The 24,918-nt window shown below is 72.0% G+C and carries 22 protein-coding genes; 18 read left to right on the forward strand and 4 right to left on the reverse strand.

The features are described from left to right. Entirely contained in the window at positions 1 to 1,080 is a 1,080-nt protein-coding gene (locus tag ABD250_RS08695; RefSeq protein ID WP_182657947.1) for a polyprenyl synthetase family protein, read from the reverse strand. Positions 1,081 to 1,175: 95 nt separating this feature from the next. Between ABD250_RS08695 and metF the strand changes: the two genes are divergently transcribed. Beyond that, positions 1,176 to 2,153 (forward strand): methylenetetrahydrofolate reductase [NAD(P)H], encoded by a 978-nt coding sequence (metF, locus tag ABD250_RS08700; protein WP_182657946.1) that lies wholly within the window; start codon positions 1,176 to 1,178, stop codon positions 2,151 to 2,153. A gap of 45 nt (positions 2,154 to 2,198) precedes the next feature. Here metF and ABD250_RS08705 read toward each other — a convergent pair whose 3' ends face one another. From ABD250_RS08705 to ABD250_RS08715, 3 genes are read right to left on the reverse strand one after another with little or no spacing between them, the layout of a single operon-like run. Beyond that, on the reverse strand, positions 2,199 to 2,927 hold the full coding sequence (locus tag ABD250_RS08705) for an LppM family (lipo)protein (protein ID WP_182657945.1): 729 nt from the start codon (positions 2,925 to 2,927) through the stop codon (positions 2,199 to 2,201). Further along, the gene (locus ABD250_RS08710; protein ID WP_179525054.1) at positions 2,924 to 4,510 is read right to left on the reverse strand and encodes a phytoene desaturase family protein; all 1,587 of its coding nucleotides are present in this window, start codon (positions 4,508 to 4,510) and stop codon (positions 2,924 to 2,926) included. Before ABD250_RS08710 ends, ABD250_RS08705 begins: the two co-directional genes overlap by 4 nt. Then, entirely contained in the window at positions 4,494 to 5,093 is a 600-nt protein-coding gene (locus ABD250_RS08715; RefSeq protein WP_179525055.1) for a GNAT family N-acetyltransferase, read from the reverse strand. Before ABD250_RS08715 ends, ABD250_RS08710 begins: the two co-directional genes overlap by 17 nt. Before the next feature lie 93 nt (positions 5,094 to 5,186). Between ABD250_RS08715 and ABD250_RS08720 the strand changes: the two genes are divergently transcribed. The 17 genes from ABD250_RS08720 (at position 5,187) to ABD250_RS08800 (ending at position 24,852) form a co-directional block, all read left to right on the forward strand. Beyond that, on the forward strand, positions 5,187 to 5,591 hold the full coding sequence (locus tag ABD250_RS08720) for an SAV_6107 family HEPN domain-containing protein (RefSeq protein WP_179525056.1): 405 nt from the start codon (positions 5,187 to 5,189) through the stop codon (positions 5,589 to 5,591). A gap of 176 nt (positions 5,592 to 5,767) precedes the next feature. After that, positions 5,768 to 6,178, forward strand: coding sequence for a DUF3040 domain-containing protein (locus tag ABD250_RS08725; protein ID WP_179525057.1), 411 nt, complete (start codon positions 5,768 to 5,770; stop codon positions 6,176 to 6,178). A gap of 411 nt (positions 6,179 to 6,589) precedes the next feature. After that, positions 6,590 to 7,066: a division/cell wall cluster transcriptional repressor MraZ gene (locus tag ABD250_RS08730; RefSeq protein WP_179525058.1), complete on the forward strand. Its 477-nt coding sequence runs from the start codon at positions 6,590 to 6,592 to the stop codon at positions 7,064 to 7,066. A gap of 187 nt (positions 7,067 to 7,253) precedes the next feature. Further along, complete coding sequence (rsmH, locus tag ABD250_RS08735; RefSeq protein ID WP_179525059.1) at positions 7,254 to 8,276, forward strand: 16S rRNA (cytosine(1402)-N(4))-methyltransferase RsmH; 1,023 nt, start codon at positions 7,254 to 7,256, stop codon at positions 8,274 to 8,276. Next, a complete protein-coding gene (gene ftsL / locus ABD250_RS08740; protein ID WP_179525060.1) occupies positions 8,273 to 9,061 on the forward strand; it encodes a cell division protein FtsL in 789 nt (262 codons plus the stop codon). Before rsmH ends, ftsL begins: the two co-directional genes overlap by 4 nt. A 26-nt stretch (positions 9,062 to 9,087) precedes the next feature. Further along, complete coding sequence (locus ABD250_RS08745) at positions 9,088 to 11,001, forward strand: peptidoglycan D,D-transpeptidase FtsI family protein (RefSeq protein ID WP_182609921.1); 1,914 nt, start codon at positions 9,088 to 9,090, stop codon at positions 10,999 to 11,001. A 75-nt stretch (positions 11,002 to 11,076) separates the two neighbouring features. After that, a complete protein-coding gene (locus ABD250_RS08750; RefSeq protein ID WP_344391770.1) occupies positions 11,077 to 12,636 on the forward strand; it encodes a UDP-N-acetylmuramoyl-L-alanyl-D-glutamate--2,6-diaminopimelate ligase in 1,560 nt (519 codons plus the stop codon). Further along, positions 12,633 to 14,147, forward strand: a complete 1,515-nt coding sequence (locus ABD250_RS08755; RefSeq protein ID WP_182658351.1) for a UDP-N-acetylmuramoyl-tripeptide--D-alanyl-D-alanine ligase — start codon at positions 12,633 to 12,635, stop codon at positions 14,145 to 14,147. Before ABD250_RS08750 ends, ABD250_RS08755 begins: the two co-directional genes overlap by 4 nt. Then, positions 14,144 to 15,238, forward strand: a complete 1,095-nt coding sequence (gene mraY / locus ABD250_RS08760) for a phospho-N-acetylmuramoyl-pentapeptide-transferase (protein WP_182658350.1) — start codon at positions 14,144 to 14,146, stop codon at positions 15,236 to 15,238. Before ABD250_RS08755 ends, mraY begins: the two co-directional genes overlap by 4 nt. Positions 15,239 to 15,258: 20 nt before the next feature. Continuing rightward, entirely contained in the window at positions 15,259 to 16,716 is a 1,458-nt protein-coding gene (murD, locus tag ABD250_RS08765) for a UDP-N-acetylmuramoyl-L-alanine--D-glutamate ligase (RefSeq protein ID WP_344391928.1), read from the forward strand. A gap of 3 nt (positions 16,717 to 16,719) precedes the next feature. Beyond that, positions 16,720 to 18,462 carry a putative lipid II flippase FtsW gene (gene ftsW, locus ABD250_RS08770; RefSeq protein WP_344391773.1) on the forward strand — a complete coding sequence of 581 codons (1,743 nt, stop codon included), beginning with the start codon at positions 16,720 to 16,722 and terminating at the stop codon, positions 18,460 to 18,462. After that, positions 18,459 to 19,577 (forward strand): undecaprenyldiphospho-muramoylpentapeptide beta-N-acetylglucosaminyltransferase, encoded by a 1,119-nt coding sequence (gene murG, locus ABD250_RS08775; RefSeq protein WP_344391775.1) that lies wholly within the window; start codon positions 18,459 to 18,461, stop codon positions 19,575 to 19,577. The genes ftsW and murG overlap by 4 nt, the downstream gene beginning before the upstream one ends. A gap of 83 nt (positions 19,578 to 19,660) precedes the next feature. After that, positions 19,661 to 21,082 carry a UDP-N-acetylmuramate--L-alanine ligase gene (gene murC, locus ABD250_RS08780; protein ID WP_241730592.1) on the forward strand — a complete coding sequence of 474 codons (1,422 nt, stop codon included), beginning with the start codon at positions 19,661 to 19,663 and terminating at the stop codon, positions 21,080 to 21,082. A gap of 30 nt (positions 21,083 to 21,112) precedes the next feature. After that, positions 21,113 to 21,955: a cell division protein FtsQ/DivIB gene (locus tag ABD250_RS08785; RefSeq protein WP_182610677.1), complete on the forward strand. Its 843-nt coding sequence runs from the start codon at positions 21,113 to 21,115 to the stop codon at positions 21,953 to 21,955. Between the two features lie 183 nt (positions 21,956 to 22,138). Beyond that, positions 22,139 to 23,320, forward strand: a complete 1,182-nt coding sequence (gene ftsZ / locus ABD250_RS08790) for a cell division protein FtsZ (RefSeq protein WP_107756220.1) — start codon at positions 22,139 to 22,141, stop codon at positions 23,318 to 23,320. Between the two features lie 5 nt (positions 23,321 to 23,325). Beyond that, a complete protein-coding gene (gene pgeF, locus ABD250_RS08795; RefSeq protein ID WP_179525070.1) occupies positions 23,326 to 24,048 on the forward strand; it encodes a peptidoglycan editing factor PgeF in 723 nt (240 codons plus the stop codon). 75 nt (positions 24,049 to 24,123) lie between these two features. Next, the gene (locus ABD250_RS08800) at positions 24,124 to 24,852 is read left to right on the forward strand and encodes a YggS family pyridoxal phosphate-dependent enzyme (RefSeq protein ID WP_259845803.1); all 729 of its coding nucleotides are present in this window, start codon (positions 24,124 to 24,126) and stop codon (positions 24,850 to 24,852) included. Positions 24,853 to 24,918 lie beyond the last annotated feature (66 nt).

Raw genomic sequence — 24,918 nt, forward strand, 5'->3', positions numbered from 1 at the left:
TCACGCCCGACGACGGGTGGCGGCCTCGGCCAGGTCGCGCAGGGTGACCCGGCCGTGCTCGCTCACCGCGTCCGAACCGATCGCGTCCAGGGCCCGCACGGTCAGGGTGTCGATCTCCGCCTCGACGGAGGCGACCGCCCCCGAGTCCACGAGGATCCGGCGAGCCCGCTCGAGGTCGTCGGTGTCGAGGTCGGTGCCCAGGACCGAGAGCAGGAAATCCGAGTCCCCGGTCGGTGCCAGGGCGGTCGCCCTGGCCAACAGGAGGGTGCGCTTGCCCTCACGGAGGTCGTCCCCGGACGGCTTGCCCGTGACCTCGGGGTCACCGAACACACCGAGCATGTCATCGCGGAGTTGGAAGGCCTGCCCCACGGCCACACCGAACTCGCGGAGCGCCGCGACGGTGTCGGCGCCGGCCCCGGCGAGCTCGGCACCGATGTGGAGCGGCCGCTCGACGGTGTACGCCGCGGTCTTGAACCGGTTGATCCGGGCCGGCGTCAGCTCGTCCGTCGCACCGGAGGATTCCGCGAGGATGTCGAGCATCTGACCCGAGAGCACCTCGGTCTTCATCGCGTACCAGGGCGCGAGCGCCCGGCCGAGTGCGGCCGGATCCGCGCCCGAGGTCACGAACATCTCGTCCGCCCAGGTCAGGGCCAGGTCTCCGACGAGGATCGCCTGCGAGACCCCGTACCGGGCGGGGTCCCCGGACCATCCCAGTCCCCGGTGGGCCGCCTCGATCGAGCGATGGACGGTGGGTCGGCCGCGACGGGTGTCGGAGGCGTCCACGATGTCGTCGTGGATGAGGGCGCACGCCTGGATCAGCTCGAGTGCCGCGCAGGCGGTGACGATCTCGTCCGGGACGACGGCGTCCGCCGGGCTCACGGCCGACCATCCCGCCAGGCCGAACCGGGGCCGCATCCGTTTGCCACCACTGAGGACGAAGTCCGCGAGCAGGCCCGCCAGGGTGTCGACCCGCTCGTCGACCCCTGACACGACCCGGCGCCGTCCGTCGAGATGGCGGCGGAGGGCGCCGAGGATCCGCTCTCCGTCGTCTGGACGAGTCGCCGTGACCACGGTCACCATCCCTTCCGGGCGCCGCCGCCCGGCAGCCCTCGATACCGTGATCCTAGTCGCCGGGCGGAGGTCGGCACCGACGCGTGTCGGGCTACCCTGGTCCGGTGACCCAGCTACCCGACATCGACCCAGCGGGCGGCGACCGACACCCGAGCATCGTGGACCGGATCGCCTCGTCGAGCACCCCCAGGGTGCCCTTCTCCGTCGAGTTCTACCCACCCCGGGACGAGGCCGCGGAGGCACGTCTCTGGCGGGCCGCCTCCGTCTTCTCCGAACTGGGTGCGGCGTTCGTGTCCGTCACCTACGGGGCCGGCGGGTCCACCCGTGACCGGACGGTCAGGGTCGTCGAGAAGGTCGTCAGCGAGACCGACCTGGTGCCCATCGCCCACCTGACGGCCGTGGGGCACACGATCGCCGAACTGCGCGAGATGATCCAGATGTACGCCGACGTCGGTGTCACCAACATCCTCGCCCTCCGGGGGGACCCCCCCGGGGACCCGTTGGGTGACTGGACCCCGCACCCCGAGGGTCTGCACTACGCGGAGGAGCTCGTGCGACTGATCCACGAGGTCGGGGACTTCCACGTGGGTGTCGCGTCCTTCCCGGAGGGGCACTACCGGGCGCGGGACCTGGACCACGACACCGAGATCCTGCTCAACAAACTGCGCGCCGGCGCCGAGTACTCGATCACGCAGATGTTCTGGGACGTGGAACACTACCTGCGTCTCCGGGACCGTCTCGCGGTCGCGGACCCGGAGCAGGCGGCCAAGCCGATCATCCCCGGGCTCATGCCCGTGACGAGCCTGCGTCAGGTCCGCCGGATGGTGGAACTGTCGGGGTGCGCCCTCCCGGACGGCCTGTCCGACCGGTTGCGCGCGGCGGCGGGTGACGGGCCCGAGGAGGACCGTGCCGCGGTCCGCGAGGTGGGGATCGAGTTCGCCACCGAACTCTGTGAGCGTCTGATCGGCGAGGGCGTGCCCTGCCTGCACTTCAACACCCTCAACTTCTCCCGTGCCACGCATGAGGTGTTGGCCAACCTGTCGATGGTCCCGTCCCCGGGGGTCGGGGCGACCAGGGCCTGAGGCGGTGCTCCCGCGGTCCGTGCGCCCCGCCGGCTCCCCGTGAGATCAGCGCGCGAGTCGGTCCGACCGGGCCCGCGAGGTCCGGGCGGCCAGGATCGTCCCGATCGACACCAGTAGAGCAGCGCCTATCCCGACGATCATCCACACCGCGAAACCGCGGGTCGCCGGATCCGGGTAGGACGAGGACGCCTGCATCCGGGTGATGGACCCCGGCGCCGGTGTCCAGCTCACGGAGTTACCCCCACCCAGCGTGCCGTTCGTCTCCCCGATGCGGTTGGGGAACGTGAGGTCCACCCGGGTGGACGCGGAATCCGCCCGGTCCGCCGGTATTCCGGAGAGGTCCACCGAGCCGGTGAAGGACACCGTGTCGCCGCTCCGGCGGAAACCCAGGGTGTACGGCCTCGCCCCCTCGACCTCGATGGCCAGCGAGAGCGCGTCGACCTCTGCGAAGGTCAACTGGGTGAAGTAGATCTCCCTGCCGGTGAAGCCGTCCGCGGAGTAGGCGGTGATCCGCACCTTCTGCTCGAGGCCGGACGGAGTGGACAGCCGGTCCAGGGCGGCCGCCTGTGCCGGCTGGTCGCCGGCGACCAGGATGCGACCCGAGACGGTGTCGTCCTTCCGCACACTCATCTGGGCGTTCAGCTGGAGACACCCGGTGAGGACGAACAGCATCGTCACCAGGGCGGTGACGCCCGTGATCCGGCGACGCGCGGGGGAGTGTGCGGCCGTCACGGGGCTGGTCGCGGTGGTGCTCGGTTCGATCACGGTCGTCATTGTGCCCGCGTGCGGCGCCGACGCCGCGTCGACGTGCCGAGTCGGCGACCGACGAGCCGCGCCACCGTCCTCCCGCTGGTGCCGATGACACCCCCGCCGGGATGGGTGGAGGCGCCCGCGAGGAACACGCCGTCGGCGCCGGGGACGGTGTGCCCGGCCAGATCCGGGTGGGGCCGCATGGGGAGCATCTGATCGAGCGACATCTCCACGTGCATCACGTTGCCGCCGATCAGGCCGAGTTCGGTCTCCAGGTCCTCCGGTGTCTGGACGTGACGGTGGACGATCGAGTCGGTGAGCCCGGGGGCGAACCGCTCCGCGGCCGCGATGATCCGGTCCGCCTCACCCGGACCCGCCTGTGACCAGGAGCGCCCGTCCGCCAGGTGCCGCGGGTGCCACTGCGACCACAGTGTCAGTTCGTGCCGACCCGCCGGCGCCAGCGAGGGGTCGAGCGAACTGAAGCTCATGGCGAGGACGGCGGGATCGGCGTCGAGACCGCCGGCCGCGGCGACCCCGTACCGGTGGTCGAGTCGACGGCGGTCCGTCACCAGCAACTGCAGACCGTGCGCACTGGTGGTCGTGGGCACACCCGGGTACCGGGGCAGATCCGTCGTACCCAGCCGGACGACCATCCCCAGCCCGAACCCCGGACGGATCCTGCGGCGCCAGGCCTCGAGGCCCGCCGCGGGGAGTTCGTGGGCCAGGAGGTCCAGCGTGGTGTGGACGTGACAGGCCGCGACGACGGCCGAGCAGTGCAACGACGGGCCCCCCGCGGTATCCACCCGCCAACCGGCCCCCGAGCGGCGGATCGCCGTCGCTCCGGCGCCCGCCGTGACCGATCCGCCGCCGGCCCGGACGGCGGAGACGAGAGCGTCGGCGAGAGCACCCGACCCGCCGATCGCACGGCCGGGAGGGGTCTGGTGCATGAGCGCGGCGAAGCCGATCATCGGCGCGGTGCCGGGATGGGACATCGGCGGTCCGGACTGTGCGCCGAACCAGGACAGGGCGGCCTTGAGCCGCTCGGACGTGAAGGTCTGGTCGAGCAGCGCATCCCCGGAGGACAGGAAGGTCTGGACCGTGCCGAAGGGATCCCGGAGATCGTCGCGTCCGAGGAACGCGGAACCCAGGCGCGGAGCCGTGGGGCGAACGCTGAACCCCTTCATCATCCGCCCGGCGAGGACCTCCCACCGGCGGACGAACCCGCGGTAGGCGTCGGCGTCCGCCCGCCCGCAGGCGGCGGCGATGCTCGCACAGGTCTCGTCGAGGTCGCGGTGGAAGACGAGGGGCGGGGCGTCGCTGCCCGGCGGGGCGGGGGCGAAACCCCACGGGTCACAGTCCACGTACCTCAGCCCGTGGGCGGCCAGGTCCAGCTCCTCAGGGATGCCGGTGTGCCGGATCATCAGGTGGGCCGACGAGCCACGATCCGTGCGGTGCCCGGGGTAGCGCTCGACAGTGGAGGTGGCGCCGCCCAGGACGGTGTCCTTCTCCACCACGTGGACGTCGAGCCCTGCCCGCGCGAGATAGGCGGCGCAGACCAGGCCGTTGTGACCGGAACCGATCACCACGACGTCATGACTGTTGTTCACGCGGGCCTCCGTGTTGGGTGAGGGGGAGCGACCGCGAGAGTACGGCGAACGGCCTGGCGTCGCCTTCGAACCTGTAGGCCCTGAGCACATCCGAGAAGCCCATCGACCGGTACAACCGCCACGCCCCGTTGGCCTCGTCGGGGACCTCGGGGGTCGAGAGCAACACGGATCCCTCCGTGCGACCGGACAGGAACCTGCGGAGCAACTCAGTGCCTATGCCGTGCCCCTGGTAGCGGGGGGAGACGTGGAGCTCCGTCAACTCGACGTAGTCCGTCGGCAGGCGCTGATCCTGTTCTCGCAGCCCTCGCGCGACCTGCTCGTACCACCACTGGCCGGGTGAGCCCCGGTAGCCGTAGCAGATGGCGACCAGGGGCCCACGGGCGTGGCCGAGAAGGCGCCGACGCGGCGCCTCGAAGGCCGCGACCCCGGACCAGCCCTCCCGGTGGCTGTGCTCCATCCACGCGGGGGCGCGGGATCGGATCACCTGGGACGGGTACCCCATGGCGTCGACGTAGACACCGAGCGCCTCCGGCAGTCGGTCACGGAACTCCCCGGCGTCCAGGCTGGTGATCACGGTGTCCATCCACCCCATCTCATCACGTGCGCGCGTTCACGACCTCCAGTTGTGTCGTACCCCGCCGATACCGTGGGGTCCAGAAGGGGAGGTGCAGCGGAGATGGCGTCGAGAACCGCAGTTCGTGCGCCGGGCGGGGGTGGCCTCGGGTCCCTCGGTCGGGCAGGTCGTGCCGAGGTCCACCGGGGCCGGGCGCTGGCCGCGTCGTCACCCGCCGAGCGGTTTCTCGAGTCCTACCGGGCGGCGCGTTCGGCGGCGGCGGCGCTCCTGTCCCCGGGGCCGCGTCGCAGGGGCCCGTCCGATGTGTGGCACCGGCTCGCCGCAGAGGTTCCCGAGCTGGCGGAATGGGCCTCCGCCTTCGGCGGTTACTCGGCCCTCGCGGCCGCCGTGGAGGACGGGCTCCCCCGAACGGTCACACCCCGCATGGCGGATGACTTCCTCTGGGCTGTCGGTCGTTTCCTCGACCTGGTCGACGAGCGGCTGGGAGTACTGGGTCCGGCGGCGTGAGGTCGAGGACGCCCTGTGGACCGGGCTTCTGCCGCGTACTCGGAATCCCGGTGGTCACCACCGCGTCGCGCTCGTATGATGGAGTCAACCCTTGACCGGCTGATCCCCGTAGACGGTCGACGTCACACGGCCGAGCCGGCCGAGCTCGTAACCGCGAGCGTTCTAAGGAGGTCGAAGTGCCCCTGTCAGAGCACGAGCAGCGCATGCTCGACGAGATCGAGAATGCGCTCTACGCCGACGACCCCAAGTTCGCGTCGTCTGTTCGAAAGACCGGTGGGACCGGTGGCCGCCGTCCTGCCGGGCTGGTGGTGATCCTCGGTCTCGTGGGGGTCGCGCTCCTCGTGGGCGGGTTGGCACTCGACTTCAAACCGGGCGGGTTTCCCGTCCTCAGTCTCGTGGGTTTCCTCGTGATGTTCGCGGCGGGTGTGCTCGCCATGCGCGCGGTGCCGTCCAAGGCGTCGTCGTCGGCCGGTTCCGCGGGCGGAGCCCGGGTGCCGGGTACGGGTAAGGCGTCCACCAAGGGGGCCGAGGGCCAGAGCTACTCCTCTCGCATGGAGGATCGCTTCCGCCGTCGCTTCGAGCAGTAGCCAGAACGACTGATCACGTCCCGGGAGGGGCGAGCGCATCCGCGCTCGCCCCTCCTGCCTATTTCGGCGGCGAGCGTCTCGGCCGCGTGGGAACTCGGTGATGCCGGGTCGCCCTGCGTCGGCGCGCCCCACCGTGCGCCCCCCGGCTCTCCACTTCGCCCCACCGGGGGCCCATCATTCGCCCCTAGGGTGTGAAATAGTCACAAGAACCACATCTGTTCGCCGACTGTGGCCGTCTCCGGCGTGACTCCCGGCGGGTTCTCCAGCTGGTCACGGGTCGACAGGGTGCTCTGAACTGCAGAGATGTAAGTCGGTGGGGAGAAGTGGGGCACAGGCCTTGTTTGTGGGGCGTTGTGGGGTACAGTGGGGGACGCGAGGAGCTCGAAGGGGCCTGAACCCAGGAGGTGGCGGGTGACCGACACCGATCCCACCGACTCCGAGCGTGAACGAGCCTTCGTCGGGTACGGGACGCACCGTCCCAAGCTCGACGACAAGGGGCGGCTGACGATCCCCGCCAGATTCAGGCCTGGCCTGGCCGACGGGGTGGTCGTGTGTGGGTGGTTCACCAACACGCTCTCGGTCTTCCCGGAACGCGAGTTCGACGCGTTGGTCAGAAAGGTCCGGCCGACCGCCAACCTCAGTGAGAGGCACATGGCGTTCTTCCGGCTCCTGGTGAGCGGCGCGGAGGTCCAACAACTCGATTCGCAGGGACGGGTCTCCATTCCGGCGAGTCAGCGGAACTACGCGGGCCTCGGCAAGGACTGCGTGGTCAACGGCCTCGGAGAGCGTCTCGAAGTCTGGGACGCCGAGGCCTGGGACCGCTACAGCGCGGAGAACCTCCCCGTGTTCTCCGAGATGGAGGGCACCTCGCTGGGGATCGAGTTCTGATCCCCGGGACGGACCAGCACGACGGAACGACGGAACGACAGCACGACTGCACGACGGACGGAGCCCCCCGGCCCCTGCCCGGCACCACCCTGACGTACTTCCCCAACGCCAGGTGGGTACCGGACGGGGACCAGGGGGCTCCACCACAACCGGAGCACCGATGACATCCGGACGCGAGGGAGGCGACATGGCGGAAGAGCCCGACTCCGACCGCGCGGCTGCCCGGTCCGGTCACATCCCCGTCTTCCTCGACCGCACCCTCGAACTCTTCCGGCCCGTCGTCGACTCCGCGGCCGCGGAAGGCCGTCGCCCGGTGATCGTGGACGGCACGCTGGGTCTGGGCGGTCACACCTCGCATCTCCTCGCCGAGTTCGACGACCTGAGGGTGGTCGGGGTCGACCGCGACCCCGAGGCCCTCGAGATCGCCACCCGCAGACTCACCGCCTACCGGGACCGGTTCACTCCCGTGCACGCCCGCTTCGACGACTTCGATTTGATCGTGGACAGCCTCCCCGAGGACGCGAGGGACGCGGCCGGCCCGGCGATCGACGGCGTGCTGCTGGACTTCGGGGTCTCCTCGATGCAGCTCGACGTGGCCGAGCGCGGTTTCGCGTACTCGGTCGACTCCCCGCTGGACATGAGGATGGACCCCACCACCGGCCCGACCGCCGCCGACATCCTGGCGGACTACCCGCGTGACGACCTCGCCAGGATCTTCCGCGTCTACGGCGAGGAGCGGTTCGCGCGTCAGATCGCCTCCGCGATCGTGCGTCGCCGTGAGACAGATCCGGTCGCCTCCAGCGCCCAGCTCGTCGAGCTGCTCTACGACACCATCCCGCAGGGCGCCCGCCGCACCGGTGGGCATCCGGGCAAACGTGTCTTCCAGGCGCTGCGCATCGAGGTCAACGCCGAGCTCGAGGCCGTGGAGAACGCGGTCCCCGGGTACCTCGACCTGCTGAGGGGTGACGGGCGGGCGGTGTTCATGGCGTACCACTCGCTCGAGGACAAGATCGTCAAGCGAGAACTGACCACCCGGACCGCCTCGCGCACCCCGGCGGGTCTGCCGGTGGAACTGCCCGGACACGGTCCCGAGTTCGAGGCCGTGACCCGCGGTGCGGAGAAGGCCTCACAGTCCGAGATCGATCACAACCCGCGCTCGGCCTCGGTCCGGGTGCGCTGCGTCCGGCGTATCGACGGGAGAACCCCATGACGAGCACGATCGACACGTCGGATCCCGCCGACGACCTCGACACCCGGCGCGGCACCACCACCGAGGGCGCCGAGCCGGTCAGAGGCGTCGGGGCCGTGGGACTGCGCCGGAAGCCGGTCACCCGCTCTGTCCGGGGCCGCCGGACGGTGGTCGTCCCCGCGGAACGGCTGAGTCCCGCCGACCTCGCGGGGAGGATCCCCTTCGTCGTCGTCATGCTCCTCCTCATCGGTACCGGCGTCGGCGGCACGCTCCTGCTGTCCGCGCAGACCACCCAGGACACCTACAACCTCAAGAACGCGCGTGACGCCAACGTCCAGCTCGTCGAACGCATGGAGGCACTCCAGGCGTCCAACGAGCGAGCCCGGTCGGCGGAGGTCCTGGCCCAGCGCGCCGAGAAGCTCGGGATGGTCGGGGTCGCCAGCGCGCCGATCCTCACCAGGGGTTCGGACGGCGTGATCGAGGTGGTCGGCGAGCCCGAGGCGAAGCTCGGCGCGCCGGTCAAGCCGCTGCAGCCGGCTCCGGTAGCGTCCGAACCGTCGACGTCGCCCGACCGGGGCGGATTCGACGCACCGCCCGCGCAGGCGCCCCAGGACAGGACCCCTCGCGGGGTCGCCCCCGTCCCTTATCCGCCACTCGCCGCTCGTCCGGCCCCCGTCGCGCCGCCGGCGCCGATGGACCAACCCGCAGACCCGGCCCCGGCCGTGGCCCCCGCACCCCCGGTTCCCGCACCCGCCCCGGGCGGTGACGCCGCGACACTCGCGCCGGTGCCCGGCCCCCTCTACTGACGACACGATCTGCGAAAGGCCCCTCGATGACCGATCGACGCAACCCGGGACAGGGACCGCGGGTCCCCTCGGGGGCCCCTCGCGGCAGCCGGTCGGGTGACGGTCGGCCCCCCACCCGCTCCGGCAGGGTCCTCACCGCGGCGTCGACGGACCGGCGGTTCACGTGGATGCGCTCCGCCTTCGTGGTGATCATGGTGATCGCGCTGGTCAAGCTGCTGTGGGTACAGACGATCGGTGGCACCGAACTCGCGGCCCGGGCGGAGAGCCAACGGCAGGTCCACCAGGTGCTCCCCGCCACCCGTGGCGCGATCGTCGATGTGCACGGCGACCCGATCGCGTTCACCCGGGAAGCCCGTGATCTGTCCATCCAGCCACTGGTCGAGCAGCGCAACGCCGAGGCGCGCAGGGAACTGGACCGCACCAAACCCACCTGGGACCAGCTGGTCGACGAGATCGGCGACGAGTTCGAGTCCGTGCTCGGGGAGAAGGTGGACCGCGAGGAGATCGAGGCCAAGCTCACGTCCCAGGGTGGCTTCACCTACCTCGTCCGCAACGTCGACGTGACCCAGGCCAACGCGATCACCAGGAAGTTCCCCATGATCGGCGCGGAGCGTGTGGACATCCGCGAGTACCCGGGCGGAGCCCTCGCGGCCAACGTGGTGGGAGCCACGTCGAAGAGCGACGACGGCAAGCTCATCGGCCTGCAGGGCATCGAGGCGTCCTTCAACGACGAACTCGACGGCGAGGACGGCCGACAGACCTTCGACAGGGCCCAGGACGACACGGTGATCCCGGGGACGCTGCGGAACGTCTCGGCACCGCGTGACGGCGACACGATCCGTCTGACCCTGGACGCGGACCTGCAGTGGCACGTCCAGAAGGCGGTGCAGTCCGCCAAGGACTCCTCGGGTGCGCAGAGCGCGTCCGCGGTCGTGTTGGACGCCCGGACCGGCGAGGTCCGCGCGATGGCCAACGACAACACCTTCAACCCCGCGGTGGGGATCGGCGCCGAGCTCGAGCGCGGGGCCGACCTCGGTAACCCGGCGATCACCTCGCCGTTCGAGCCCGGGTCGGTGCAGAAGATCATCACCGCCGCCGCGGCGATCGAGGCCGGGCTGACCGATCCCGGGGAGGTCCACTCCGTCGACGGGAGCATCAGCATGGAGGGGGTGACCGTCTCCGATGCGTGGCAGCACGGTCCCACGCCGTACACGACCACGGGCATCTTCGGGAAGTCCTCCAACGTCGGGACCCTCATGCTGGCCCAGCGGGTCGGCAAGGAGCCGTACTCGGAGTACCTGGAGAAGTTCGGGTTGGGGCAGCGCTCCGGGATCGAACTCGCCGGTGAATCGGACGGGTTGGTGCCCGACCTGCAGAACTGGCAGGGCGGTACCTTCGCCAACCTGCCGATCGGCCAGGGGTTGTCCATGACGACCCTGCAGATGGCGGGCATCTATCAGACGATCGCCAACGACGGGGTCCGGGTGCCGCCCCGGATCGTCGCCGAGCGGGTGGACCCGGACGGTGAGACCCATGCGTCCGAGCGACCGGAGGGCGAGCGGGTGGTGAGTGAGCAGACCGCTCGCACGGTGCGCGACATGTTCCGCTCGGTGGTCCAGTCCGGGCCGGGAGCACAGGCGGGAACCGGCCCTCAGGCCGCGGTGGCCGGGTACCAGATCAGCGGTAAGACCGGCACGGCCCAGCAGATCGACCCGTCGTGTGCGTGCTACTCCAACTCCCGGTACTGGATCACCTTCTCCGGGATCCTGCCCGCCGACGATCCGCGGTACGTGATCTCGATCATGCTCGACGCCCCCCAGCGCGGCACCCTCGGGGCGTCCGCCGCGCCGCTGTTCCACGACATCGCCTCCTGGCTGGTCAACCGGGACAACATCCCGCCGTCCGCCCCCGCAGCCGACCTGATCCTGCAGGCGCAGTGACCCGCGACCGGCAAGGTAGCGTGTAGCGGGTTCACGGGGGGTCACGGACAACGAGAGGCGGGTCGAGGACAGGCTATGACGACAGCGGCACAGCTGGCGGACGCGGTGCGCGCCGGCCTCCTCGGCGACAGGGCGGCAGCCCACACGGAGCTCACCGGCGCCACCATCCGGGCCCAGGACGCGCTGCCCGGCACCCTCTTCGCGGCGCTGCCCGGAACCAGGATCCACGGCGCCTCGTTCTGTGCGACCGCGGTCGAGGCGGGCGCCTCGGCGGTGCTCACCGACGCCGAGGGGCTGGAGCTGATGGGGCCCGCCGCCGACCGTGTCCCGGTCCTCGTGCACCCCCGGCCGCGGTCCGTCCTGGGCGAGGTGGCGGCGGCCATCGTCGGGGACCCGTCCGCGGAGTTGGACGTCGTGGGGATCACCGGGACGTCGGGCAAGACCACCACCTCGTATCTGGTGGAGGCCGCACTCGAGGGCTGTGGCCTCGTGGCGGGGATCATCGGTACCACGGGCAGCCGGGTGGGCGGGCGGCACCTGCCGAGCAGCCTCACGACCCCCGAGGCCCCCGAGTTCCAGGCGCTGCTGGGTGCGATGCGCTCGGAGGGCGCCCGCGCCGTCGCCGCCGAGGTCTCCAGCCACGCGCTGCGGCTCGGCAGGGTGGACGGGACACGGTTCGCCGTCGGCGCGTTCCTCAACCTCTCCCAGGATCACCTCGACTTCCACCCGAGCATGGAGGACTACTTCAAGGCCAAGGCCCGCCTCTTCGACGCCGACGCCGACACGGGTTCCGCGGTGCGGCCCGCCGAACGGGCCGTGATCGTGATCGACGACGACTGGGGGAGGCGACTGCTGGCGTCCCGACCGGACGCGGTGACCGTCTCGGCCGATCCCCGCGGGTCGGCCGACTGGACGGCGGGCGAGGCACTGACCACCGACGGCGATCGACAGGCCTTCGCCGCGTGGGGACCGCACGGCGTGACCGTGGAGGTCGATCTGCCACTGCTCGGCCGCTTCAACGTGGCCAACGCACTGGTCGCGCTCGCGATCATCGACTCCCTCGGGCTGGACGTGCGGGCCGCGGCCGCCGGGCTGCGGAACGTGAGGGTTCCGGGCCGGCTCGAGCCCGTGGTCCGGGGCCAGGACTTCCGGGTGCTGGTGGACTACGCCCACAAACCCGCCGCGGTCGCCGCGGTCCTGCGCTCCGTCCGTGCGCAGACCCGGGGCCGGGTGGCCGTCGTCCTGGGCGCCGGCGGGGACAGGGACCCGGGCAAGCGACCTCTGATGGGGGCGGCGGCCGCGGAGGTCGCGGACCTCGTGGTGGTGACCGACGACAACCCGCGCAGCGAGGACCCGGCCGCGATCCGCGAGGCCGTCCGCGCCGGTGCCGAGTCCGCCGCCCCCGACGGGACCCGCATCGAGGAGATAGGGGACAGGGGGGCCGCGATCGCCGCGGCGATCGACTGGGCCCGCGCCGGCGACGCGGTGGTGATCGCGGGCAAGGGCCACGAGACCGGGCAGGAGATCGACGGCGCGGTCTTCCCCTTCGACGACCGGGCCCGCGCGGCCGAGGAAATCATCAGACGCATGCACTACACCGACCCATCGGTCCAGACGGAGGACAGCACCTCATGATCGACCTCACCCTCGGCGAGATCGCCGGGATCGTCGGCGGTCGGTTGGTCGGCGGCGACCCCTCGACCGCGGTCACCGGTTCCGTCGAGTTCGACTCCCGTCGTCTCGAGCCGGGCGGACTGTTCCTCGCACTCCCCGGCGAGCGGGTCGACGGACACGAGTTCGTCGCCCGCGCGCTGCAGGCGGGTGCGGCGGCGGCGCTGGTCGCCCGCGAGGTCACCGATGTCCCCGAGGGCGCGGGCGCGCAGATCGTGGTGCCCCCCGTGGACCGGCGCGTGACCAACGCCATGGTCCTGGCCGCGGATTCCGACGGGTCCGGTGCGGCGGTGCTCGCGGCGCTCGGGTCCCTGGCGCGCGCCAGCGTGGACAGATTGGTCGCCGACCACGGGCTCGTCGTGGTCGGGATCACCGGCTCCTCGGGCAAGACCAGCACCAAGGACCTCATCGGCGCGGTTCTCTCCGCGGCCGGGACGGTCATCGCGCCGCCCGGATCGTTCAACAACGAGATCGGCCATCCCTGGACCGCCCTGCGTGCCGATGAGTCCACGGACTTCCTGGTGCTCGAGCTGAGTGCCCGCGCGCCGGGCAACATCCGCGAGCTCGCGGAGATCGCGCCCCCGAGGATCGGTGTGGTGCTCAACGTGGGGACCGCGCACCTGGGTGAGTTCGGGTCGCGTGACGTCATCGCCGCCACGAAGGGTGAGTTGGTCGAGGCCCTGCCGGATGCGGCCCACGGAGGGGTCGCGGTGCTCAACGCCGACGATGACCGGGTCCTGGGAATGGCCGGGCGGACGTCCGCCGAGGTCGTGACGGTCGGGACGGGCCGGTCCGCGGACCTCCGCGCCGAGGACGTGCGGCTCGACGACGAGGTCCGGGCCTCCTTCCGGCTGGTGACCCCGGACGGCGAGGCCGACGTGGCCCTCCGCGTCCACGGGGAGCACCAGGTGGGCAACGCCCTGTCGGCCGCCGCGGTGGGTCTGGCCTGCGGTATGGACGTCGCCGCGGTCGCCGCCGCTCTCGGCACCGCCCGGGCCGCCTCCGCCCGGCGGATGGACGTCCGGGTCACCGCCGACGGTGTCACCGTGATCAACGACTCCTACAACGCCAACCCCGATTCGGTGCGGGCCGCGCTCAAGTCGCTCGCGGTGATGGCCCGGTCGGGAGGGGGACACCGCCGGACCTGGGCGATCCTGGGCGAGATGGCGGAACTCGGCGACGACTCGGTGACGGAGCACGACCTCATCGGGCGGTTCCTCGTGCGGCTCGACGTGTCCCAACTCGTGGTGGTCGGCCGGGGTCGACCCCAGCGCGCACTGTTCCAGGGGGCGGTGCAGGAGGGCTCGTGGGGATCGGAGGCGGAGCACGTCGAGACCGCCGAGGAGGCGTCCGCCATCGTCGACGAGCGCGTGCAGCCGGGGGACATCGTGTTGGTCAAGGCCTCGGCGGCCGTGGGCTTGTGGAGCGTCGCGGAGCATCTGCTCGCGTCGCGTGGTGAGGAGAAGTCCGAATGACCCAGATCATGATCGCGGGCATCGTCGCCTTCGTCGTGAGCATCTTCCTCACCCCGGTGCTCATCATCTACTTCCGTCGGCACGGCTTCGGGCAGGAGATCCGCCTGGAGGGCCCCCAGTCGCACATGAGCAAGCGCGGGACCCCCAACATGGGCGGGATCGCGATCCTCGCCGCGGTGTGGCTGGGGTACATCGTGGCCGGGCTGGTGGGGCAGGTGACGGTGGGCGGTGGCGGGTTCACCGCCTCCGGCCTGCTCATCCTCGGACTGGCCACCGCGTTGGCCGTGGTCGGGATGATCGATGACGGCCTCAAGGTGTTCAAGCGGCACAACAAGGGTCTGGGCATCCTGTCCAAGACCGCCGGTCAGGTGCTCGCGGCGCTCGCCTTCGGCATCCTGGTCCTGGGATTCCGCAACGACGACGGGCTGACCCCCGCCAGCAGGTCGCTGAGCTACGTGCGGGACTTCGTCGCCGTGACCTTCCCGGTGGTCGTCTTCCTGGTCTTCATCGTTCTCCTGGTCTACGGCTGGTCCAACGCGGTCAACTTCACCGACGGTCTGGACGGGCTCGCGGCCGGTTCGATGGCCATGGTCATGGGCACCTACGTGGTGTTCAGCTTCTGGCAGTTCCGGTACTCGTGCTTCTCCACGGCGGAGGGGGTGGACCTGTCCGGGTGCTACCAGGTCCGGGATCCCCTCGACATCGCCGTGGTGTGCTCCGCCGCGCTCGGGGCGTGCCTGGGCTTCCTGTGGTGGAACGCGGCGCCGGCCAAGATCTTCATGGGCGACACGGGGTCGATGTTCCTGGGCGGCATCGTCGCCGGTGTCTCGGTGGTCTCGCGGACCGAACTCCTGATGGTCGTCGTCGGCGCGGTCTTCGTGATCGAGTTCGTCTCGGTGCTCATCCAGGTCGCGGCGTTCCGCACCACCGGCCGTCGTCCGTTCCGGATGACACCCATCCACCACCACTTCGAGAACGGCGGATGGGCCGAGACGACCGTGACCATCAGGTTCTGGCTCCTCGTGGCCATCTCCTGTGGCCTGGCCATCGCGCTGTTCTACGGTGACTGGCTCGCGAGCTCGACGGGATGACCGACGTGACACGAGAGCGTATGGACATCCGCGACCTCGCCGGCGCCCGCGTGCTCGTCCTCGGCGCCGGGGTGTCCGGGCCGGGGGCCGTCCGGATCCTCCACGCGCTCGGCGCCGAGCCCGTGGTGGCGGACTCGCGACCGGAGGCCGTCGAACTGCTGCGGGGGGCGCTCCCGGACGGCGTGACCTGTACCGGGGTCGGCCTCGACCGCGCCGCCGAGATGCTCGTCGACACCGGCCCCGATCGGGTCGACCTGGTGGTGACCAGCCCGGGCTGGAGGCCGGACTCCCCGCTGCTGCGGACCGCGGCCGAGGCCGGCCTCGAGCTGTGGGGGGACGTCGAACTGGCCTGGCGCGCCGACGCGGCCGGGAGGTTCGGACCGCCACGGACGTGGCTCGCGGTGACCGGGACCAACGGCAAGACCACCACCACCTCGATGCTCGAGGCGATCTGCCTCGAGGCGGGGATGGCCGTGCGCGCGTGCGGCAACATCGGACTGCCGGTGACGGAGGTGCTCCTCGCCGAGCCGAGGGTGGAGGTCCTCGCCGCCGAGCTGTCGAGTTTCCAGCTGCACTGGGCCCCCGGGTGCCGGCCCGACGTGGGGGTGGTCCTCAACGTCGCGGAGGACCACCTGGACTGGCACGGGTCGATGGAGGCCTACGCCGCGGCCAAGGCGCAGGTGCTCACCGGGCGGGTCGCGGTGGCCGGGGCCGAGGACGAGATCGCCTCCCGACTCCTCGCCGCCGCGCCCGCCCCGACGCGGATCGGGGTGCGCCTCGGCGCACCCGGCGCCGGAGAGTTCGGTGTGATCGACGGGGTCCTCACCGCGCGGATCGGCGAGCAGGAGGGCGACGACGACGAGGTGGCGCTGCTGCCTGCCGTGGACGTCCGGCCGCCCGGGCCCGCGGGCATCCTCGACGCGCTCTCGGCCGCTGCTGTGGCGATGTCCGTGGGGGCGCGACCAGAGCACGTGGCGGCAGCGCTCCGGGGATTCACGGTGGCCGCGCATCGCGCCGAGCTCGTGGACACCGTCGACGACGTCCGCTACGTGGACGACTCCAAGGCGACCAACCCGCACGCCGCGCGCACCTCGCTGCTGGCGGGCGGGACGATGGTGTGGGTCGCCGGCGGCCTGCTCAAGGGCGCCGATGTCGACCCGCTGGTCGCGGAGGTGTCGCACGTACTCCGCGGTGTGGTCCTGATCGGCCGCGACCGCGGGCGGATCGCCGAGGCATTGTCCCGACACGCGCCGGGGGTGCCCGTCGTGGAGCTGACCTCGGGAGACGATGACGGTGCGGCGGCTCCCGACGAGCCGCAGCAGACGATGGACCGCGCGGTCGCCGAGGCCGCGCGGATGGCCACCGGAGGCGACACCGTACTGCTCGCCCCCGCCGCCGCGTCGATGGACATGTTCACCGACTACGGCCACCGCGGGCGCAGCTTCGCGCTCGCCGTGGGCCGGGTCGCCGGGAGGTAGGGCATGGCACTTCACGAACCCGCTCGCCGGGACGACGCCGACGAGGCCGGCGCCGCGACCCGGCCCGATCTGTTGGGGCGCATCGCCGCGCCACTGGCCGCGATCAACCGTGCGCCGCTGACCTCGTACCACGTGGTCATGGTGGTCACCGCCCTGCTCACCGTGATCGGCCTGGGGATGGTGCTGTCGAGCTCCAACGTCCTCGCCTTCTCCGGTGGCGGCACGCCGTTCGACATCTTCCTGCGCCAGGCCGTGTTCGTCACGATCGGCTGGGTGGGGTTCGTGGTGGCCCTGCGCATGCGGTTCGAGCTGCTGCGGGCTGCCGCGCTGCCGATGCTCCTGGTGTCCATCGGTCTGCTCATCGCCGTGCTGATCCCCGGTGTGGGCATGGAGATCAACGGCTCCCGCGGGTGGATCGACCTCGGCTTCTTCGCGATCCAGCCCGCCGAGATCGCCAAGTTCGCGTTCATCATCTGGGCGTCGTCGGTGGTGGCCAAGCGCATCCGCACCGGGTACTGGCTCGACCTGCTTTTCCCGGCCATCGTGGGGTACGGGGTGGTCGCCGCCCTCGTCGTCGTCGCCCCCGACCTCGGCATGGCCACGGCGGTGACCATCGCATTCCTGTGCGTGCTGTGGTTCTCCGGGTACCCCACCCGGCACTTCGTGTGGGTGATCGCGTTCGGCACCGTCGTGTTCGGCGTCCTCGCCGTGACGTTCGCCTACCGCTTCGAGCGCGTCCGGACCTTCTTTAACACCTTCGTCGGTGACTTCTCGAACCCCCAGGGTTCGGCCTACCAGTCGTATCAGGGGATGCTCTCGCTCGCCGAGGGCGGCCTGTTCGGGGTGGGCCTGGGGCAGTCCAGCGCCAAGTGGTTCTACCTCCCGGAGGCGACCAACGACTTCATCTTCGCCATCATCGGGGAGGAGCTCGGCTGGTTCGGCGCCGCCGTGGTCGTCACGCTGTACCTGGCGCTGGGGTGGGCCGGCATGCGCGTCGCGCTGCGGTCGGCGGACCCGTTCCGTCGCCTGCTGGCCGGCACGATCACCACGACGATCGTGCTGCAGGCGTTCATCAACATCGGGTACGTGGTGGGTCTGCTCCCGGTCACCGGCCTCCAGCTGCCCCTCATCTCCAACGGTGGCACCTCGGCGGTCGTGACCCTGGCCTCCCTCGGTCTCCTCGCCAACTGCGCCCGCCACGAGCCCGAGGCGATCTCGGCGATCCTCAGCTCCCCGGAGCGACGCCGGCGTCGCTGGTTCACCCTCCCGGACCCGCGCCCGTACACCCCAGAGCGCCCGGTCCCGGCCTCGGACGCACCCGGCCGCTCGAGCGCCGGTGCCCGGCGCTACGGCGAGCCCGTCACCCGGCAGTCGGCACCCCGGTCGTCCACCCCCCGGGCGGCGGCCGCGGGATCGACCGCCGCGCGATCGTCCGGAGCACGGCCGTCCGACACACCGGCCCGGGACAGGTCCGCGGCCGCCCGCAGGGCCGCCCAGCCCGCCCCGGCCCCGCGTCCGGCGCGCGGGGCACCCACCGGCCCGGCGTACGAGTCGATGCCGATCCCGGCCGACACCGCCCGTGACCGTCGCCGCGGTGCCACCGCCATGACCGGTCGCAACGCCCGTGGCGTCCGCGGTCGTGAGGCCGACCGTCGTCAGCCCCGACGCCCCGCCCCCGAGCCCGGATCGCGGCAGTCCCCGGGCGCCGGCGGCCCCAGCCCGATCCACCGGGGGCGGGAGCGATGACCGCGCCGCGCCGTGACGGTCCCTCGGTCCTCGTCGTGGGGGGTGGCACCGCGGGTCACATCGAGCCCGCCCTGGCCGTCGGTGAGGCGGTGGCCGGGCTCAACCCCGCCGCCCGCGTCACCGCAGTCGGCACCCCCAGGGGGCTCGAGACGGAGCTGGTCCCGCGCCGCGGGGTCCCGCTCGAGCTGGTCGACCCCGTGCCGCTGCCCCGCAGTGTGGGCGGGGACCTGTTCCGCCTGCCCACCCGGTTGGTCCGCGCTGTGCGGGGCGCCCGCGACGTGCTGCGCCGGACGGAGGCCGACGTCGTGGTGGGCTTCGGCGGGTACGCGTGTGTCCCCGTGTACCTGGCGGCAGCGCTCACCAGGGGGCGCGTCCCGATCGTCGTCCACGAGGCCAACGCCCGCGCGGGGATCGCCAACAAGCTCGGCGCCCGGTTCGCGGTCGCCACCCTCGCCGCGGTGAGCGGTTCCGGGCTCGACGCCCGGGTCGTGGGAAATCCGGTGAGGCGGGCGGTGGCCGGTCTCGACCGGCGTGCCCTCCGAGCGGAGGCCCGGGCGGCCTTCGGACTGGACCCCGACGCGCCGACCGTGCTGGTCGTGGGCGGATCCCAGGGGGCGCGGTCCCTCAACGCCTCGATGTCCGCGGTGGCACAGGAGTTCTCCGACTCCGGGGTCGGGGTGCTCCACGCAGTGGGACCCAAGAACCTCGGTGACGCACCGACCGTGGTCGGGGACGGCCCCGCCTACGTGACGGTGCCGTATCTGGACCGGATGGACCTGGCGTACGCGGCCGCCGACCTGATCCTGTGCCGGTCCGGTGCGATCACGGTGGCCGAGGTGTCCGCGGTGGGGCTCCCCGCCGTGTTCGTCCCGCTCCCACACGGCAACGGGGAGCAGGCCCTCAACGCCCGCGACCTGGTCGCGGGTGGGGCGGCGTTGCTCGTCGAGGACGCCGCGCTCACCCCGGACCACCTGCGGTCCACCGTCCTGCCACTCGCACTGGACCGGGAGCGTCTGGACACCATGTCCGCGGCCGCCGTCAGCGGTGGCTCACGAGATGCGGCGGAGGTCGTGGCGCGCATCGCGCTCGACGCCGCCGGGAAGGCCCGGCGTTGACCGAGAGCACCACACCGCAAGCCCGACCCACCGGGGACGACGTCACGGCGGGGTCCGTTCCCGCCACCCTGACCCGGGTCCACATGATCGGCATCGGGGGCGCGGGCATGTCCGCCGTCGCGCGGATCCTGCTCGACCACGGTGTGGCGGTCTCGGGAAGCGACGCCAGGGATTCGGCGGACCTCCGGGCGCTGGAGGCGCGCGGCGCGGTGGTCCGGGTCGGCCACGACGCATCGGCGCTGGACGCGCTCGACGCCCCGCCGCAGATCGTGGTGGTCTCCAAGGCCGCGATCCCCGCGGACAACCCCGAGCTGGTCGCGGCCCGGGCCGCCGGGATACCCGTGGTCACCCGCTCCCGGGTCCTGGGTCACCTCGCCCGTGCCGGTCGCTCGATCATGGTGTGCGGCACGCACGGGAAGACCTCCACGACGTCGATGCTGATCGCCGGCATGCTCGCCGCCGGTGCGGACCCGTCCTTCGCGGTGGGGGGCACCGTCCTGCAGTACGGCACCAACGCCCACGGCGGGGCCGACCCGGTGTTCGTGGCCGAGGCCGACGAGTCCGACGGCTCACTGGTGCACTACGAGCCCGACGTGGTGATCCTGACCAACGCCGAGCCCGACCATCTCGACCACTTCGGCACCGCCGAGGCGTACTTCGAGGTCTTCGACACCTTCCTCGCCCGGATCCCGGACACCGGCGTCCTGGTGGTCTGCCTGGACGACGCGGGAGCGGCCGAGCGCGCGCGCCGGGCGGCGTCCGTGGGGGTGCGGGTGGTGGGGTACCGCACCACGGCCGGCCCCACGACCGACCTTCCGGTGGTGGGTGAACTCGACGGGATCGAGGTCGACTCGGGCGGGACCCGGGCCGGGCTCACGTTGGACGGGCGGTCTCGTGGCGACCTCCACGTGGGGACCCCGGGCCGACACATGGCGCTCAACGCGCTCGCCGCTCTCCTGGCCGCCCGGGAGGTCGCCGGGGACGCCGGGATCGACGTCGACCACGTCCTGTCCGGTCTGTCCGGATTCGGGGGAGTGGGGCGTCGGTTCGAACCCAAGGGCACGGTCGCGGTCCAGGGTGGACTGGTGCGGGTGTTCGACGACTACGCGCACCATCCGACCGAGGTCAGGGCGGTCCTGAGCGCCGGGCGGGAGATCGTCGCCTCGGACGGTGGCCGCCTGATCGCGGTCTTCCAGCCCCACCTCTACTCCCGCACCCGCATCTTCGCCGAGGAGTTCGGGCGGGCGTTGTCCCTGGCCGACGAGGTGGTGGTGCTCGACGTGTACGGCGCGCGCGAGCAACCCGAGGAGGGCGTCGACGGCGGCCTCGTCACCCGCCACGTGAGCTCGCCGGCCCACCACGTCCCCGACCTCGACACCGCCCTGTCCACGGTGCTCGGGATCATCCGGCCGGACGACGTGGTCTTCACGCTCGGGGCCGGAGACATCACCACGCTCGGCCCGAGGATCGTCGCCGGGCCCGCGGGGAGCGGGACGGGGTCATGACGAGGCCGACGCCGTGAAGGGGGCTCAGCGGTGACCGACGAGCCACGCGACCACCCGACGGACCCGGCGGATCCGACGGACCCGCTGGACCAGGCGGCCTCGGACGACCCGGACCGGAGACTCGCCGCGGCGGCCGTCCGTAGCTCGGACGAGCGGGTGCGTCACTCCGACCCCGCGGTGCGGGCCACGCTGCGCAGGCGACGTCGCCGCACCAACCGCATCTATGTGGGGCTCGGTGTGGCGCTGGTCGTCCTCCTGGTGGGATACATCGCGCTGTACTTCCTGCCGGTGTTCTCCGTCCGGGAGGTCCGGGTCGTCGGGACCCGGACCATTCCCGTGGAGGCGGTGACCGAGCGCGCGGCGGTGTCCCCCGGGACCCCGCTGCTCCAGGTGGACACCCACGCGGTGGCGCGCCGCGTGGCGGGGATCCCGAGGGTGGACCAGGTCACGGTCACGCGGGACTACCCGTCGACCCTGCGGATCGAGCTGATCGAGCGCACCGCCCTGGTCGTGGTCGAGGTCGACGGCGCCCGGCACCTGGTGGACGGGCAGGGCATCGACTTCGGGCAGGGGGACCCGCCTCCCGGAACCCCGGAGCTCACCGTGGGGGACGGCGCACGCTCCGACCTGCCCGGGATCGTCCGGGACCTGTCGACGGTCTTCGCCGAGGTCCGGGGGACCGCGGGGCAGGAGATCGCGTCCGTCGAGGTGGAGAGTCCGGCGTCGATCGTCCTCACCCTCGTCGACGGGCGCACCGTGGAGTGGGGGGCCGCGGGTCGCGACCACGAGAAGGCGGTCGCCCTGCAGATGGTCCTCGAGCAACCCGGGCAGGTCTGGAACGTCTCCAATCCGGCGTTGCCGGCCTCACGGTAGACCGACACGCCCGCGAGCCTCGTGGACGTGCGGGGCCGGTGCCCCTACCGTGTGATCCGACGGCGGAAACCGCCTCTGACCAGCAACTTTAACCCTCAAGTAGAGGGTGAGAGTTAGGCGAGAGTCTTTCGTCGAGACAGCATGCAACCGAGCACGACACCCCCAAAGGAAGGCCGGGCCTCGATGAGCTCACCGCACAACTACCTCGCAGTCATCAAGGTCGTCGGAATCGGGGGCGGCGGTGTCAACGCCGTGAACAGGATGATCGACGAGGGCCTCAAGGGCGTCGAGTTCATCGCGGTGAACACCGATGCGCAGGCTCTGCTCATGTCCGACGCCGACGTCAAGCTCGACGTCGGTCGCGAACTCACCCGCGGCCTCGGTGCCGGCGCCGACCCGGAGGTCGGGCGCAAGGCGGCGGAGGACCACAAGGACGAGATCGAGGAGGTCCTCAAGGGCGCGGACATGGTCTTCGTCACGGCCGGGGAGGGCGGCGGTACCGGCACCGGTGGCGCGCCGGTCGTCGCGGCCATCGCGCGTAAGCTCGGCGCGCTCACCGTCGGCGTCGTGACCCGCCCGTTCTCCTTCGAGGGCAAGCGTCGCGGGGGACAGGCCGAGGCGGGGATCGAGGGCCTGCGCGAGGCCTGCGACACCCTGATCGTGATCCCCAACGACCGCCTGCTCCAGCTCGGGGACGCCGGCGTGTCCATGATGGAGGCCTTCAAGACCGCCGACGAGGTCCTCCTCAACGGCGTCCAGGGGATCACCGACCTCATCACCACCCCCGGCGTGATCAACGTCGACTTCGCCGACGTCAAGGGCGTCATGTCCGGGGCCGGCAGCGCGCTCATGGGGATCGGCTCCTCGCGGGGCGAGGGTCGGGCGTACAAGGCCGCGGAGGCCGCCATCAACTCGCCGCTCCTGGAGACCACGATGGAGGGCGCCAAGGGTGTACTCATGTCGATCGCCGGCGGCAGCGACCTGGGTCTGTTCGAGATCAACGAGGCCGCGACCCTCGTCCAGGAGGAGGCGCACCCCGACGCCAACATCATCTTCGGCACCGTCGTCGACGACTCGCTCGGCGACGAGGTGCGGGTGACCGTCATCGCCGCCGGGTTCGAGGGCGGCTCCCGGCAGTCCTCCGGTGCGGGTCAGTCGCGGCGCGGCCGCCACCACCTCGACGACGACGAGGTCCCCGGCGCCTCCGGCGACACCGGCGGTGCCTCCGGGCTCGGATCGACCCCTCTCGACGGCGGGCGTCGCGAGGAGCGCCGTGAGTCGGCTCAGGCCGGCGCCGGTACCCAGGGATCGCGCCGCCGGGACGAGGACGACGACATCGACGTCCCCCCCTTCATGCGGCACTGACCGGCGTGGCCACCCACGGCCCCGGGCGCGTCCGCCGGATCATCACCACCCGCCGCGGAGGCGTCTCCACCGGGGACTTCGACTCGTTCAACCTCGGTGACCACGTCGGCGACGCCCCGGCCGCGGTGGCGGCCAACCGGGCCCGCCTCGCGCGCAGGCTGGGAGTGGCGGCGTCGGACGTGGTGTGGATGGACCAGGTCCACGGCACCCGGATCGCCCGGGTCACCCGCCCCACCGGCGGGGCCGTCCCGGCGACCGACGGACTGGTGACGGACCGGCCCGGCCTGGCCCTGGCCGTGTTGAGTGCCGATTGCGTGCCCGTCCTCGCCGCGGACGAGGAGGCCGGGGTCATCGGCGCGGCCCACGCCGGCCGGAAAGGTGCCGTCGGCGGGATCGTCCCCTCGCTGATCGGGGCCATGACGTCGTTGGGAGCCCGTCCTGAGAGGATCTCCGTCCTGCTCGGTCCGGCGGCGGCGGGACGACACTACGAGCTGCCCGACGACCTCGCGGACGAGGTGGAGGCGGCCCTGCCGGGCAGCGGCACCCGGACCGTCGACGGGACGGCCGGGGTGGACCTGCGCGCGGGCCTGGCCCGACAGCTCGCCGGACTCGGCGTGGTCCGCGTGGACACCGACCCGCGGTGCACCATCGCCGATGACTCCCTCTTCTCCTACCGCAGGCAGGGGCGCACCGGACGCCAGGCCAGCGTCATCCTGCGGCAGCTCTGACCTGCTGGCGACCGGCCGGGCCGCTCCGATAGGTTGAGGACATGCAGCGATGTCCCCGCCCGGAGCCCACCCGCCGTGTCTGATCCCCGATCAGAGGAGTTGGCCGCACGGCTCACCGAGACCAGGGAGCGGCTGGACGCGGCGCTGGCGGCGGCGGGACGGCACGACGGCGTCGACCTCGTCGTCGTCACCAAGTTCCACCCCGTCGGGGACGTCGTGCGGCTCGCCCGCCTGGGGGTCCGGGACCTCGGCGAGAATCGTGTCCAGGAGGCGGCCGCGAAGGTGGCCGATCTGTCGGCCACCGAGCCGGATCTGGCGGCGGCGGTGCGCTGGAACATGATCGGCCACATCCAGTCCAAGAAGGCCGCCGCGGTGGCCGGGTGGGCGGATCGCGTGCACTCGGTCGACTCGGCCAGGGTCGCGGACGGTCTCCAGAAGGGTCGGGCCCGGGCCGCGGCGGAGGGTGAGGACCCCGGGGAGCTCCCCGTGCTGCTCCAGCTGAGCCTGGATGGCGACACCTCACGTGGCGGGGCGGCCCGCGAGGACCTCCCGGGGCTCGCCGACCACGTCGCGGGACTGGACCACCTGCGGCTGGTCGGACTCATGGTGGTGCCCCCGCTGGACGGGTCACCCGCCGCCCATTTCGCCGACGCCGCCCGGGTGGCGGAGGAACTGCGGCGCGACCATCCGGGGGCCCGTGAGTTCTCCGCCGGGATGTCCGGCGATCTGGAGGCCGCGATAGCCGCCGGTTCGACGTGCGTGCGTGTCGGAACGGCGATCCTCGGGCCGCGACCAGTAGTTTGAGGTCCAGCATCGTGGGGCCTCTCCCCACGAGGAACGGCCCGCGACGACCCGTATCAGGAAGGTCCC

The sequence above is a fragment of the Dietzia cercidiphylli genome (genome assembly GCF_039531545.1).
In the GTDB taxonomy this organism is placed as follows: Bacteria; Actinomycetota; Actinomycetes; order Mycobacteriales; family Mycobacteriaceae; genus Dietzia; species Dietzia natronolimnaea.